The organism is Natroniella sulfidigena, from assembly GCF_023223645.1.
Taxonomy (GTDB): Bacteria; Bacillota; Halanaerobiia; order Halobacteroidales; family Halobacteroidaceae; genus Natroniella; species Natroniella sulfidigena.
Genome location: NZ_JALKBY010000002.1, coordinates 184,102 through 198,388, shown reverse-complemented (window position 1 = coordinate 198,388; position 14,287 = coordinate 184,102). Strand labels below are relative to the sequence as shown.

13 protein-coding genes and 1 other annotated feature are annotated in these 14,287 nt (G+C 35.9%); of the genes, 8 read left to right on the top strand and 5 right to left on the bottom strand.

Going from position 1 to position 14,287, the window contains the following annotated elements; translation table 11 throughout:
- Positions 1–2 precede the first annotated feature (2 nt).
- From truA to amrS, 5 genes are all read left to right on the top strand, one after another.
- Positions 3–737, top strand: coding sequence for a tRNA pseudouridine(38-40) synthase TruA (truA, locus tag MWH28_RS02200; RefSeq protein WP_248617630.1), 735 nt, complete (start codon positions 3–5; stop codon positions 735–737).
- A gap of 131 nt (positions 738–868) precedes the next feature.
- Positions 869–1,297 carry a 50S ribosomal protein L13 gene (rplM, locus tag MWH28_RS02195; protein ID WP_248617629.1) on the top strand — a complete coding sequence of 143 codons (429 nt, stop codon included), beginning with the start codon at positions 869–871 and terminating at the stop codon, positions 1,295–1,297.
- Between the two features lie 27 nt (positions 1,298–1,324).
- The gene (rpsI, locus tag MWH28_RS02190) at positions 1,325–1,720 is read left to right on the top strand and encodes a 30S ribosomal protein S9 (RefSeq protein ID WP_248617628.1); all 396 of its coding nucleotides are present in this window, start codon (positions 1,325–1,327) and stop codon (positions 1,718–1,720) included.
- A 186-nt stretch (positions 1,721–1,906) separates the two neighbouring features.
- Complete coding sequence (gene amrA, locus MWH28_RS02185) at positions 1,907–3,316, top strand: AmmeMemoRadiSam system protein A (protein ID WP_248617627.1); 1,410 nt, start codon at positions 1,907–1,909, stop codon at positions 3,314–3,316.
- 245 nt (positions 3,317–3,561) lie between these two features.
- Complete coding sequence (amrS, locus tag MWH28_RS02180) at positions 3,562–4,542, top strand: AmmeMemoRadiSam system radical SAM enzyme (RefSeq protein ID WP_248617626.1); 981 nt, start codon at positions 3,562–3,564, stop codon at positions 4,540–4,542.
- Between the two features lies 1 nt (position 4,543).
- Here amrS and MWH28_RS02175 read toward each other — a convergent pair whose 3' ends face one another.
- Positions 4,544–5,257 carry a CPBP family intramembrane glutamic endopeptidase gene (locus MWH28_RS02175; RefSeq protein ID WP_248617625.1) on the bottom strand — a complete coding sequence of 238 codons (714 nt, stop codon included), beginning with the start codon at positions 5,255–5,257 and terminating at the stop codon, positions 4,544–4,546.
- A gap of 204 nt (positions 5,258–5,461) precedes the next feature.
- Here MWH28_RS02175 and ilvD point away from each other — a divergent pair, with 204 nt between their 5' ends.
- The gene (gene ilvD, locus MWH28_RS02170; protein ID WP_248617624.1) at positions 5,462–7,120 is read left to right on the top strand and encodes a dihydroxy-acid dehydratase; all 1,659 of its coding nucleotides are present in this window, start codon (positions 5,462–5,464) and stop codon (positions 7,118–7,120) included.
- A gap of 89 nt (positions 7,121–7,209) precedes the next feature.
- On the opposite strand, the gene MWH28_RS02165 is transcribed toward ilvD, so the two are convergent.
- The 4 genes from MWH28_RS02165 to MWH28_RS02150 are packed head-to-tail and all read right to left on the bottom strand — an operon-like array spanning position 7,210 to position 10,917.
- Positions 7,210–8,544, bottom strand: a complete 1,335-nt coding sequence (locus MWH28_RS02165) for a class I adenylate-forming enzyme family protein (protein WP_248617623.1) — start codon at positions 8,542–8,544, stop codon at positions 7,210–7,212.
- Position 8,545: 1 nt separating this feature from the next.
- Positions 8,546–9,706, bottom strand: a complete 1,161-nt coding sequence (locus tag MWH28_RS02160; protein ID WP_248617622.1) for a thiolase family protein — start codon at positions 9,704–9,706, stop codon at positions 8,546–8,548.
- Complete coding sequence (locus tag MWH28_RS02155) at positions 9,706–10,248, bottom strand: biotin transporter BioY (RefSeq protein WP_248617621.1); 543 nt, start codon at positions 10,246–10,248, stop codon at positions 9,706–9,708. Before MWH28_RS02155 ends, MWH28_RS02160 begins: the two co-directional genes overlap by 1 nt.
- Positions 10,249–10,917 (bottom strand): hotdog family protein, encoded by a 669-nt coding sequence (locus MWH28_RS02150; protein ID WP_248617620.1) that lies wholly within the window; start codon positions 10,915–10,917, stop codon positions 10,249–10,251. It abuts the gene before it with no gap.
- Positions 10,918–11,432: 515 nt separating this feature from the next.
- Positions 11,433–11,726: a binding site (T-box leader), on the top strand.
- Positions 11,727–12,021: 295 nt separating this feature from the next.
- On the opposite strand from MWH28_RS02150, the gene ilvB reads away from it, so the two are divergent.
- Together ilvB and ilvN are read left to right on the top strand one after the other, a co-directional pair.
- A complete protein-coding gene (ilvB, locus tag MWH28_RS02145; RefSeq protein ID WP_248617619.1) occupies positions 12,022–13,758 on the top strand; it encodes a biosynthetic-type acetolactate synthase large subunit in 1,737 nt (578 codons plus the stop codon).
- The gene (gene ilvN / locus MWH28_RS02140) at positions 13,758–14,237 is read left to right on the top strand and encodes an acetolactate synthase small subunit (protein WP_248617618.1); all 480 of its coding nucleotides are present in this window, start codon (positions 13,758–13,760) and stop codon (positions 14,235–14,237) included. The genes ilvB and ilvN overlap by 1 nt, the downstream gene beginning before the upstream one ends.
- Positions 14,238–14,287 lie beyond the last annotated feature (50 nt).

The window sequence follows — 14,287 nt, the reverse complement described above, 5'->3', positions numbered from 1 at the left end:
TGATGCGGAATCTAAAATGCACTGTTGCTTATGATGGTACGAATTATCATGGTTTTCAACGTCAAAATAATGCAGTAACTATTCAAGGGGAGATAGAGAAAGCATTACAGAAATTGATCAAAAAAGAAGTCAAGATCATTGGAGCTAGTAGAACTGATGCTAAAGTGCATGCCAAAGGACAAGTATTTAATTGTAAAGTTAAATCTTCAATTCCAACTGAACGATTTGCCTTAGCATTAAATACTAAATTACCTGCTGATATTGTAATAACTGATGCCCATGAAGTTAGCCCCAAATTTCATGCTAGATACGATACTACAGGGAAATTATATCATTATCAAATCTATAACAAAAAATTTCCTTCACCATTTTTACGGAATTATACTTATCATATTAATCATAAATTAAATTTAGAGGCAATGAAAGAAGGAGCACAGTATCTAGTTGGAGAATATGATTTCTCCTCTTTTCGAGCTGCTGGTTGTAGTGCTAAAAGTCCAGTTCGCCAAATTTATAGTTTAGAGATTGATATAACTGATCACCTGATAACTATAGCTATTAAAGGAAGTGGCTTTTTATATAATATGATCAGAATTATTGTTGGAACTTTAGTTGAAGTTGCCATAGGAAAACAGGAACCTGATTGGGTAAAGAAAGTTCTATTAGCTAAAAATCGCAAGCTAGCTGGTTCTACTGCCCCTGCTTGTGGATTATCATTAACTAAAGTAAATTATTAACTGTTAAAACTTCTTGACAGTAGTAGTTTGGTATAATAAAATAAACATATATATGTCTGAGATTTACCGCTGACAGCCCCGGTCAGTTCTTAAAAATATATAAATAAATCAAGTTGTAAGGAGGGAAAGTTATGAGCACATATATGGCAAAACCAGAAGAAATTGATAGAGAATGGTATGTTGTAGACCTTGCTGGCAAGACTTTGGGTCGAGCTGCTTCAGAAATTGCAAAAGTTTTAAGAGAAAAGCATAAACCAATTTATACACCACATGTTGATACTGGCGATTATGTAATTGTAGTTAATGCTGACCAAGTTCATTTAACTGGTAATAAGCTGGAGCAAAAGTTATATCACAAGCATTCTAGATATCCTGGTGGATTAAAGTCTATACCATATGGTGAATTACTAGAAAAGAAGCCTGAATTGGTAATAGAGCATGCTGTGAAAGGAATGTTACCTAAAAATAGATTAGGTCGTAAAATGTTAAAGAAATTAAAAGTCTATGCTGGAACTGAACATCCACACGAAGCTCAACAGCCTAAAGAATTAGAATTATAATATAAATATTGGAAGGAGGAGTTTTTTATGGCGGCAGAGGTTGAATATTTAGGAACTGGACGAAGAAAGACTTCAACTGCACGTATTAGATTGATTCCTGGTGATGGGAAAATTATTGTTAATAATAAACCTTTATCTGAATACTTTGGTAGAGATGTATTAGAGCAAGTAGTTAAACAACCACTAGAAGCAACTGCAACTTTAGGTGATTTTGATGTAATTGCTAAAGCTGAAGGTGGTGGAACATCAGGTCAAGCTGGAGCTATTCGTCATGGAATTGCTCGTGCGTTGCTAGAAGCTGATGAAGATTATCGTGCTGCACTTAAAAAGCATGGTTTCTTAACTAGAGATCCACGAATGAAAGAACGTAAAAAGTATGGGCGTAAGAAAGCACGTAAGTCACCACAATTTTCAAAAAGATAATCTTAGTTTTAATAAGGAAGGGGTCAGCTCTTCCTTTTTTCTATGCCTAGGTATATTTATTAGTGACTAGTAACTGGTGATTAGTAACTAGTAAAACATTTAATATTGAATAATGAAGAAGTAGGGAAGAATAAAATGAATAGGAAGCAATCTTGAGGAAATAATTATAAAAAAAGGAGTGATAAGATGACTGGAACTGTTTTTGCCGGTTTGGCACCTCATCCTCCAATTTTGGTGCCTGAGATAGGTCTTAATAATTTAGAAGAGGTTGAAAAAACTAAGGAAAGTATGCAACAATTTGCTCGACAACTTAAAGAGTCAGATCCAGATTTAATTATCACTATCAGCCCCCACGGGCCAGTCTTTAGTGATGCAATCAGTATTTTAAGCCAACAGGAGTTAGTAGGTGATTTTGCACAATTTGGTCATCGAGATTTGAAGTTTAGTTATCAATTAGAAGAAGAACTTACCCAAGAGATTATTAGAGCAAGTAATAGGGCAGATATTACAGTAGCTAGAATTGATCAAGCGACTGCTCGCAAAATTGATGTTGATTTAAAATTAGATCATGGGGTATTAGTTCCTTTATATTATTTAAAAGAGGCTGGAATTGATCTGCCACTAATACCAATTACCATGGGAATGTTATCTTATGAAGAATTATATAAATTTGGTAAGGTAATTCAGCTAGTTGCTCAAAGGGCTGGCTATAAAGTAGCTGTAGTTGCTAGTGGTGATCTATCGCATCGTTTAACAACTGATGCTCCAGCAGGATTTAACCCTCGTGGTAGGGAGTTTGATGAAGCTATAGTGGAATATTTAGATGATTTGGAAGTTGAAGAAGTATTTAATCTTGATCCTTCTTTGATTGAAAAGGCAGGAGAATGTGGTTTAAGGCCATTGATTATTATGTTAGGTGCTATTGATGGTTTAGATGTAGAAGGAGGGGTATTGTCCTACCAAGGGCCTTTTGGAGTCGGTTATGCAGTAGCTAGCTATCGAGTAGAAGGTAAAACTGAAGGTAGTAGCCTGTTAGAGCAGATTATTGCTAATAAAAAGGTCAAGTTAGAAAAAATCAGGGAAAATGAGAGTGAAGTAGTCAGGTTGGCCCGGAAGACGGTAGAGGAATATGCTAAAAACAAAGAAGTAATTGACCCACCATCTGATTTAGATCCGAGACTAACAGAACAAGCAGGTGTTTTTGTCTCGATCAAAAAAGATGAGCAACTGCGAGGGTGCATAGGAACTACCGAACCAACTCAAGCTAATATAGCAGAGGAAGTTATCAATAATGCTTTAAGTGCTGCTTTTAAAGATCCACGGTTTGAATCTGTTAATTTAAATGAATTAGAAGAGTTGACTTATTCAGTAGATATATTAGGAGAGCCAGAAAAGATAGAGAATATAGAACAACTTGACCCTAAAAAGTATGGAGTAATTGTCAAGCAAGGTGAGCGAACTGGCCTGTTATTACCTGATTTAGAAGGGGTTAATACTGCTACTAAGCAAGTTGAAATTGCTAAACGAAAAGCTGGAATTTCTTCTAATGAAGATGGTATTGAGCTGATGCGTTTTACAGTAACAAGACACACTTAAAGGGCAATTAATAGTTAATAATGAATAACTAATAGTAAAAAAACTAAACCTTAAAGAATCATAACTTTGAAATCTTAGTTAAGAATTATTAATTATGAAATATCTAGTTTTGAATGTTTTTGATTTTGAATGTTAATTCTAAATTATTCATTATAGATAGTTAATTTTTAAGTTTTAATGGTTTGATCTATAACTATTCACTATTAATTCTCAACTATTATCTGCTTTAAAAGGGGGGGCTGAAGGTGAAAGAAGCATTATATTATAGGCAGGAAGGTAATGCAGTTAGGTGCCAACTTTGTCCTCATGCTTGTTTATTAATGGAAGGTGAGCAGGGGGAGTGTCAGGTAAGAGAAGTCAAGGAAGGTAAATTACGGGCAAGTACTTATCAGCGGGTCAGTGCTGTGGCTATGGATCCAATTGAGAAAAAGCCTCTATTTCATTTTCAGCCTGGGAGTCAAATTCTTTCTTTGGGAACAGTAGGTTGTAATCTAAAATGTAAGTTCTGTCAAAATTATAAGATTGCTCATGAACCTAGAAGAGATACTGAAGAACTTTCTTCTCAGCAAGCTGTCGAATTAGCTTTAGCTAAGGATTCAATTGGGTTGGCTTATACCTATTCAGAGCCATTGGTTTGGTATGAGTATGTTTTGGAGACAGCAAAGTTGGCCCGGCAGGAAGGATTGAAGAATGTCTTAATTACTAATGGAATGATTAATCCACAACCACTAAAAGAGTTATTACCTTATATTGATGCTATTAATCTCGATTTAAAGTCTTTTGCTGATGAATTTTACCAGCGGATCTGTGCAGGGAAATTAAATCCGGTTAAAAAAACAGTCGAATTAACCTACAAAACTACTTTATTAGAGATTACTACCTTATTGATTCCTGGATTAAATGATTCTAAAGCAGAGATCAAGCAATTAGTTGATTGGATAGCAGACTTTGATTGTCAGATTCCAGTTCATTTTGCTCGTTACTTTCCTCGTTATCAATTGCATAAAGAGCCTACTCCAGTAGAAAAACTATTAGAAGCCAAAAATATTGCAGAAGAAAAGCTTGATTATGTTTACTTAGGAAATATCCCTAATGAACAACATCGAACTACTTATTGTCCTGACTGTAAATACCCAGTGATTCAGAGAGGTCATAATCAAGTACAGGTTAAGTTAGTAGATAAAAGTTGTCCAGAATGTGGAACAAAAATTAAAGTCAGTTTGTAATTTAAAATTGCCAGTTGGAGAATGAAAATAGATAGAGAGTTAAACTGGCTTGATATGTAGAGCGAAAGATTGTTGCTGCTAATAAAGAATCTGTCTTATGAGATAGATAAGTAGTAATTGCTCCTACTATAAAATGGATCAATAGACTACTTAATCTAAAGTCTAAGTAACTGACCGTGTAATAAATTAAGCTAGCTAAGAAACCTAATTTAAGACCATAGTTTTGTCTGAATTGATAATAAATAAAGCCACGGTAAAACAATTCTTTACTGAAAGCAGGAACTAAATAGCCAATAAAGAGTAATAAAAAATAAAGTAGACTTGAAGCTAGCTGATCTAAATCAGTAATTATAATTAAAGGAGTTATTTGTTCAGTAGTTAGGATTAAGTGGATAAAAATAATTCCAATTAAGAAAGGACAACTTATTTTTAATCCTAATTTCAAATTAGTTAGAAAATTATTGAGATTAATTCCTAGCTCTGCAAAGGATAATTCATAAATCATTGTAGTCCAATATAATAAAAAAGAGATAAATAGACCTTGTCCAATAATACTAAAGATTAAAAAATATATTTCTTCTAGATATGGTAATTCATCAGGAGAAACGTAAGTTTGGAAAAATATGATCAAAAAGTTGATTAGATACCAAATGAATTGTGCTTTGATTAAATCTATTAGGGGGAAGTTGTTACTTTTTTTTTCTGTTTTTGGCATAATAACCCTCCCAAATTAGCTTTACTATAACTAGTTATTAGACAATTGTAATAATTTTCCTGTATATTTTTGGGAAAACTTCAATTTGAAAAGAAGATTGCTTATCAGCTTGATTTTTGTTAGAATATATTTAAAATTAATTAAAAGTGGTTAATATTAATTTGTTTTTTGATAAATTAAAAGCAGTTACAGAGGAGGAAAAAGATGAGAAGTGAGAAGGTAACTAAAAAAGTTGATAGTGCACCACAGAGATCATTATTTAAAGCAATGGGTTTAACAGATGAGGAGTTAGAAAAGCCATTGATTGGAGTTTGTAATTCAGTTAATGAATTGATTCCGGGCCATGTCCATTTAGATAAGATTGCTCAAGGAGTTAAAGATGGGATTAGAATAGCAGGAGGAACACCTTTAGAATTTGGCTCAATTGGTGTTTGTGATGGGATAGCAATGGGACACCAAGGAATGCATTATTCATTAGCCAGTAGAGAGTTGATTGCTGATTCTGTAGAAACGATGGCTAAAGCTCACGCTTTGGATGGGTTGGTTTTGATTCCTAATTGTGACAAGATTGTGCCTGGTATGCTAATGGCAGCAGCTAGATTGAATATTCCTACAGTAGTTGTCAGTGGCGGGCCAATGCTAGCAGGTCACCATCAAGGTGAGAATATAGATTTAAAGACCGTTTTTGAAGGAGTAGCAGCAGTTAAGACAGATCAAATGTCTGAAGAAGAATTATTAGAGATTGAAAATAGTGCTTGTCCAAGTTGTGGCTCATGTGCAGGGATGTTTACTGCTAACTCAATGAACTGTCTAACAGAAGTTTTAGGGTTGGGTTTACCAGGCAATGGGACAATCCCTGCTGTTTATGCAGAGCGAGTAAGATTGGCTAAGCAGGCGGGCCAACAGGTGTTAGAACTTTTCGAAAAGGATATTAAGCCGTTAGATATCTTAACTGAAGAAGCATTTGATAATGCTTTAAAGGTTGATATGGCTTTAGGATGTTCGACTAATACAGCACTACACCTGCCAGCTATTGCACATGAAGCAGGAATTGATTTAGATATAGAGTTGATTAATCAATTTAAAGAGGAAGTACCACATTTATGTAGTCTAAGTCCAGCTGGGAAGCATCATATTCAAGATTTGGATCGAGCAGGAGGAATTCCAGCTGTAATGAAGGTCTTAAGTGATAATAACTTGCTTAAGGAAGATTTAATCACAGCTACTGGACAGACAATTGAAGAGAACTTAGCAGAGGTAGAGGTCTTAAATGATGATGTGATTAGAGACTTTACTACTGCTTATCATCAAACAGGTGGCTTAGCTGTATTGACTGGAAATATTGCTCCTGATGGAGCTGTTGTCAAGCAGGCAGCAGTAGCAGAGGAGATGTTAGTCCATCAAGGGCCAGCTCGAGTCTTTAGTTCTGAAGAGGAAACAGTAGAGGCTATTCATAATGGTGAGATTAAAGCTGGAGATGTAGTAGTGATCAAGTATGAAGGGCCAAAAGGTGGGCCAGGAATGCGAGAGATGCTGACTCCAACATCTGCTGTAGCAGGTGTCGGTTTGGATAAAGAAGTAGCATTAATTACTGATGGTCGTTTCTCTGGAGCAACTAGAGGTGCTTCAATTGGTCATATTTCACCAGAAGCAATGGAAGGTGGGCCAATTGCTGCTGTTGAAGAAGGAGATATTATTGAAATCGATATTCCTAATGGTAAATTGAATGTTAAATTAAGTGCTGCAGAGATTGAAGAGCGATTAGCAAACTGGGAAGCACCAGAACCAAAGATCAAGACTGGTTATTTATCTCGGTATGCTAAGTTAGTAAGTTCAGCAAATACAGGAGCTGTTTTGGGGTAGTAGTGACTAGTGATTGGTGACTAATTGCTAGTGATTAGTAATTAGAATAGTAAGAAAGGTCGGGGTTTTAACCCCGACCTTTCTTTGTTTTACTTATACTTAATCTTAAACTTAGCCTTAAGCTGCTGTCGATCTAGCTTGCCTGATTCTAGTTGTGGTAATTGCTCAACAAAGATGATCTGTTCGGGCCAAAATCGCTGAGGGAGTTGTTGCTGGTAGTACTTTCTAAGAGCCTGTTTAGTCAGTTGTGAATCTGCTGTCACAATTGCTAAGGCTATAGTTTCTTCCTTTAATTGATCTTTAATCCCAATTGCAGCAACTTCTAAAACCTGTGGATGTTGCAAAATTACTGTTTCAATCTTAACTGGATTGATCTTAAAACCTGCTTTATTGATCAGATTATTCTGTCGACCTGTCAAATGTAGATAACCATCCTTGTCGAGATAGCCTAAATCTTTGCTGGTTGCTTGTGGCCGATAATCTACTGCTAGATAAGGACTTTTAACCCAGATCAGTCCATCTTCAATCCAGAGCTTAACCTTTGGAAAGGCTCTTCCAACCGTTGTCTTCGATTTAATGATCTCTTCTGCAAAAGCATAACTGACATGGCCTAATTCACTTGCTCCATAATATTCACAGACTTGAGCTTGAGGAAAGTAAGTTGTCAATTCTTTAGCAGTAGAAGCATCCAATTTGGCCCCAGCACTGATCAATGATCTAATTTGGGGTAATGGTTTATGCAAAGCTTTAAGTAGTAAGCGATAATGGGCAGGAACCATAAAGATAGCACTGATCTCTTCTTGGCTGATTACTTTAAGCCATTGCTTGGGAAATTTAGATCGAGTTATTACGACTGTACCTCCTTCATAGATTAGATGGAGGGCATTATTGAGATTGGCCGTATAACTTAACGGGCCAACCAATAAGATTCGATCTTGCTTACTTAAGTTAAATACCTTACTTTGGTGTTTGAAGGCACTGACCCAACTATAATGATCACGCCAGATCAATTTTGGTGTGCCACTACTACCAGAGCTTAAGGCTCCTAAAAAGAGATCTTTCGTTCTTACTTGAGGTACTTCAGCCTCTTGTTCAGTAGTAAATTCAAAATCATCAGCAATGATAAATTCAGGCTCTGCTTCTTCAATTAATTGTTGATAATCTCTCCCACTTAATTGATAATCAACTACAACACTGACCAATCCAGCTTTAGCAGCAGCCAATAAGAAGCAGATATTTTGGATTGGATCTGATAAATTGATCACTACCTTGTCTCCTAGTTCGGTAATAGCTGCTAATTTAGTGGCTAATCGATCAGTCTTAGTATTTAATTGTTTGTAGGTTAATCTTTCTGTTGGGGTGATCAAAGCAGGTTTGTCTGGAGAGTTTGCTGCATGATTAGTTAAAGTTCCATGAATTAACATCTTACTGATCACACCTTTCAATTAATGAGGCTATTCCTTGTCCGCCAGCAACTCCTAAAGCTGCGATACCAAGTTTGCCATCGATTTTTTGCAAGGTTTGAATTAAATGGAGTAGAATAATTGCTCCTGATGCTCCGTAAGGATGTCCATAGGCCAAAGCTCCTCCTAGAATATTAATCTGCTCCTCATTAATTTCTAGTTCTTGTAAAGCTGCTAAAATCTTGACTGCAAAGGCTTCATTTATTTCTACAGCATCAATAGAATTGCTTGTTAAATCTTGCTTGGTTAAGAGTTTCTTAATAGCAGCAGTAGCTCCTAATGGTGAGAGGTTAGGGTCAACTCCAACAGTAACACCTGTGATAAATTTTGCTTGAGGGGATAAGTTATAACTTTCGATAGCTTCTTGTGAAGCCAAAATAATCACTGCTGCCCCATCATGGGTCAAGCATGAATTTCCAGCAGTCACCTTACCATCCTCTCTAAAGACAGGTCTCATTCTGCTAAGTAATTTAGAAGATATTTGGGGTCTGATACTTTCATCAGAGTCTATTAGCTCTCCATTGACCTCTAAAGGAGCTATAATATCTTTAAGAATATCTTGTTGTTGAGCAGAGTTGGCCCGCTGATGGCTCTTTAAAGCCCAACGATCCATAGCTCTTCTAGATATCTTCTTTAACTCTGCTACATTTTCAGCACCTTGGCCCATATCAGGATCCCCTAAGGAAGGAGGGGAGAAGATAGCACGTTCTAAGAAGTGATCTGCTCTTCTAAAACGGGGATCAGCTTCATGAAATTGCCTTTTAGGCTCTAGACTTGTACTCTCTACTCCACCTACAATTACAAAATCCTTTTGCTGAGCTTTGATTAAGTTGGCCCCTAGATTGATTGCACTAAGGGCAGAACCACATTGGAAATCAATTGTTGTTCCTGGTATTTCAAGTGGCCAACCTGCTTCTAATAAGGAGAGGCGAGCTATATTGCCACCTAAGCCGACTGCATTTCCTAAGATAACTTCATCTATAACTTCAGCTTCTAAATTGTACTTTTCGAGAGCTTGATTTAAGATAAAGGCTGCCATCTTTTCAGGTAACAGCTCTTTAAGGTTTCCGCCAGTCTTTCCAATTGGAGTTCTAAGCCCTCCTAAAATATAAACCTCTTCCATTACCTTCGACCTGCTAAACTATTATTAATTTTGATACTGAGTGGAACAGCTGCTACTACTTTAATTAAATCTCCAGGAATAAAAGGCAAACTTCCTGAAATAAAAGCCTCAGCTAAACCCATCTCTGTTACAAAACCCATCCAGAGTACTCCTAATAGATGAATAATCACAAGTCCTCCTAAGATCATAGCTAGAGCAGTTTGATAGTAACTATCTTTTTTAGCTAATAAATTAATAATGATTGCCCCTAAAGGATAGGCTATTAAATAACCACCTGATGGCCCTGCAAAAACTCCAATTCCTGCTCTACCGCTTGAAAAGACTGGTGCTCCACTGATACCTACTAGTAAAAAGATAAGCATACTTAATCCAGCTTGTTTGGTTGTTAGTGTAGCACCTGCTAGCATCACAACAAGTGTTTGTAATGTAATTGGAACTGGACTAAAAGGGATTGGAATAGCTAAGTATGCTACACTACTAATTAGAGCAGCAAATAATGCTGAGTAAGTTAAATCTTGAATAGTTAATTTACTATTTGTCATTTAAAATTCCTCCTTGAGTTTTAATTTGAAATGAATCTGGTTTTTAATAATACCTAAGAGACTATTCTTTTCTACCCAGGCTAAATTAATTCTTTGTCCTGTTGTAACTGGTCTAAGATAATTAATCTTTAACTTTTTTAAAAATCTATCTTGCTGAGCTAGATAATCTTCTAGGCTCAATAAAAGAAGCATGCCTTGGACAACTGGCTGTTCAGTCAAATGAATCTGATTGGGATCAGAGCTTAATTGGCTAAAGTTATAAACTTGTTGAGTAGTAAAGCTACGCCAATAAGTTGAATCACCTAAGTAGGGATTATCTTGATAAGAAGAAGCAACTTCAGGTTTAATTAATTTAGATTTAAGCTCAATTAAATTCTGTTTAATTGTACTTGCTCTTGATTGACAACTTATATAAGATATATTACTTAACTTCTTCTGTCTAGTTATTTGACTAGTTAGAGTTAGATTATCATTTAGCTTGGGAAGTTGAGTGCTTCTAAGTTCTTGTTGAGCTAAGTAATAACCTGTATCAACCTCTTTGTTTAAGGTTGATAAGGCTAAAGTAGCAGCAATACTGGCTGGATAATAATCCTGCCAGGCAAATTGTAAGCTGAAACTTTGCTTCCAATTCTGTAATTGTTGAAAAGTAAAGTTGATTTCTTGTCTCATTAGGTAATAACTCCTTCAACATAATAATTTTTTATTGCTTAGTAAATTATGGTTTTTAAGGTTATGGATGACTTTTTAATTTTACTGTTTTTAAATGGGTTACTTAGACTCAGACTTAACCTTAACCTGAAATGGGCGACAGCTCATTTTGTTCTTTTAGTAGGTTTTGTGTTAAAGGTTTTAACTGTAAATTGCTCTTACTATTGGCATTATAATAAATAACCTGATGATTGTCAATGGTTATATTTCAGAGTTAACAATAAACTGATTAAAATTAAAAAAATAATCCTTGACATTAGTTTCAATATTTCATATACTGTTAATTAAATATAAATAAAGCTGAAAAGTAATGAGAGGGGCTGAAGTAATTTGATTTGATTACAGAGAATCGGAGTAGCTGAGAACCGAGGTCAGATCTATTATTTCTCTCACCCTTAAACTGTATAACCGAACAAAAAATTCTTGACAAAGTATCAGATATGTTCTATACTTAATATCAAGAATTGAAGATCTAGTTAAAGGCGAAGAAAAGGAAGAGTAGATAATTTAATTTTATCGAGAGCGAGCTGGGAGTGGTGAAAGCCAGTGGTAAAATTAGTTATTGAAGATCTCCTTGGAGCTGCAAGCTGAAATCAAGTAGGTTATGCCGGTTTCTTAAGTTAACTGCTTAAGAAGATAGCATCCGTTATCATGTGCTGAAGTATAGAGCATATTTTACCTAAATATGTGAGTACTTAATGAGGCTATTATTGTAAAATGATAGCAAAAATTAGGGTGGTACCACGTGAGGAAGACCTCTCGTCCCGATTAATGTCTATTTACGTTAATCTGGATGAGAGGTTTTTTGTTTTTAAGAAGACAGTTTTTTAGAATTAGAGAAACTTATAATAATTTTGTTCTTTTGATGAAATCAAGTAGCTGATTAGAGAAGTAGTCTTAGTAGTTTTATAATCTGAGTAGTTAGTAGTTAGTAGGTATAATTAATAGGTAATAGGGATAACTGTACCTAATTTAGCCTCTAGACTACTCAGGTCTAGAGGTTTTTGCTTAAAAAGACAAATTTCTATTATTAAATCTAACAATTTTAGAAGGGGTGAATTTAGTATGAAGTTGACAGGTGCAGAAATGGTACTTAAATCATTATTAGAGGAGGGAGTAGAGAAGGTATTTGGTTATCCAGGAGGAGCTGTATTATCGATTTATGATGTATTGTATGATGAACCACAACTAGAACATATTTTAACTAGACATGAACAAGGAGCAGCCCATGCTGCTGATGGGTATGCACGTAGTACTGGTAAACCTGGGGTTTGTATCGCAACTTCTGGGCCAGGGGCAACAAATTTGGTTACAGGATTAGCTACTGCCTATATTGATTCAGTTCCAATGGTTGCTTTTACTGGTCAGGTTGCAACCAGTATGTTAGGAACTGATGCTTTTCAAGAAGCAGATATAACTGGTATTACTGTTCCGATCACAAAGCACAATTATTTAGTACAGGATGTAAAGGACATCCCAAGAATTATTAAAGAAGCTTTCCATATTGCTACAACAGGGAGGCCAGGGCCAGTCTTAATCGATATACCTAATGATGTTCAGGCGGATATGGCTGAATTTGAATATCCTAGTGAGGTTAATTTAAGAGGTTATAAACCTAATTATTCTGGTCATGGGTTACAGATTAAGAAAGCCAGTCAAGCAATTGAAGAGGCTGAAAGACCAGTCATTTATTCTGGAGGAGGAGTAATTGCTAGTGGAGGAGCTGAAGAGTTAAGGGAGTTGGCTAGAAAAGCTCAAATTCCAGTAACTACAACTTTGATGGGTTTAGGAGCCTTTCCTGAGACTGATGAATTATCTTTAGGTATGCTAGGAATGCATGGTACTGAACAGGCTAATTATGCTATTACTGATACTGACTTATTGATTGCGATTGGAGCTAGGTTTGATGATCGAATTACTGGTAAATTAGAGGAGTTTGCTCCAGAAGCTAAGGTAATTCATATTGATATAGATCCTGCTGAAGTTTCTAAGCGAGTAGCAGTTGATATTCCAATTGTTGGTGATGTTAAAACGGTCTTAGCTGAATTGAATCAGATGGTTAAAGAGCAAGATCACCAAGAATGGTATCAACAGATTCAAGAGTGGAAGGAAGAATCGATTGTTACTCAACCACCTATTGCAGGTAAGTTGACAGCTAAGAAGGTAATTAATGAAATTGATAATTTGACAGATAATGATCAAGTAGTGATTACTACTGAAGTAGGTCAAAATCAGATGTGGGCTGCCCAATATCATAGATATACCCAGCCAAGAAGTTTTGCTTCTTCAGGAGGTTTAGGAACGATGGGGTATGGTTTTCCAGCTGCATTAGGTGCTCAGATGGGGAATCCAGAAAAGGATGTCTTCTGTATTGCTGGTGATGGTAGTTTCCAGATGAACCTACAAGAGCTTGCTACAGCAGTCAGTTATGAGTTGCCGGTCAATGTAATTATTTTAAATAATCATTATTTAGGGATGGTTAGACAATGGCAGCAATTATTTAAAGAACGACGTTACTCTTCTACCTGTTTAAGAAAGAGAAAGTCTTGTCCTGATAACTGTGCTGCACCAGGAGATGATTGTCCAGAAATGACACCTAATTTTGTTAAACTAGCAGAAGCTTTTGGAGCAGTTGGAATCAGGGTTACCGAAGCTGAAGATGTTAGAGGAGCTTTAGAAAGAGCAATTGCTAGTCCAAAACCAGTAGTTCTAGACTTCATAATTGAAGAAGAAGAGAATGTCTTCCCAATGGTGCCTGCTGGAGGAGCGATTAATAATATGATCTTAGGGGAGGGTAACTAATGAGGCATACAGTTTCAGTTTTAGTAGCTAATAAGTCAGGTGTGTTGGCTAGAATCGCCAGTCTCTTTAGTAGGCGTGGTTATAATATAGATAGTTTATCAGTAGGGACTACTGAAGATCAAGAAGTTTCACGGATTACGATTGTAGTCGAAGGTGATGAACAGGTTTTAGAGCAGGTTACTAAACAGCTTAATAAGTTGATAGATGTCTATAAAGTCAGTGACATTACGAATGATTCATCAATAGATAGGAATTTAGCTTTGATTAAAGTGCAAGCTAATTTAGATAATCGTTCTGAAATTATGCAGATTGTAGATGTCTTTAGAGGCAAGGTTGTAGATGTAGCTGCTAATTCTTTAGTAATTGAGATGACTGGAAGTGAAGAGAAGATTGAGGCAATTGAAGAGTTATTGAGACCTTTTGGTATTATTGAGTTGGTTAAGACTGGAAAGATAGCGATGGTTAGAGGAGAGAAATAAGAGCAATTAATAATTAATATTGAATAATGAATAATGAATAGTGGATAGAA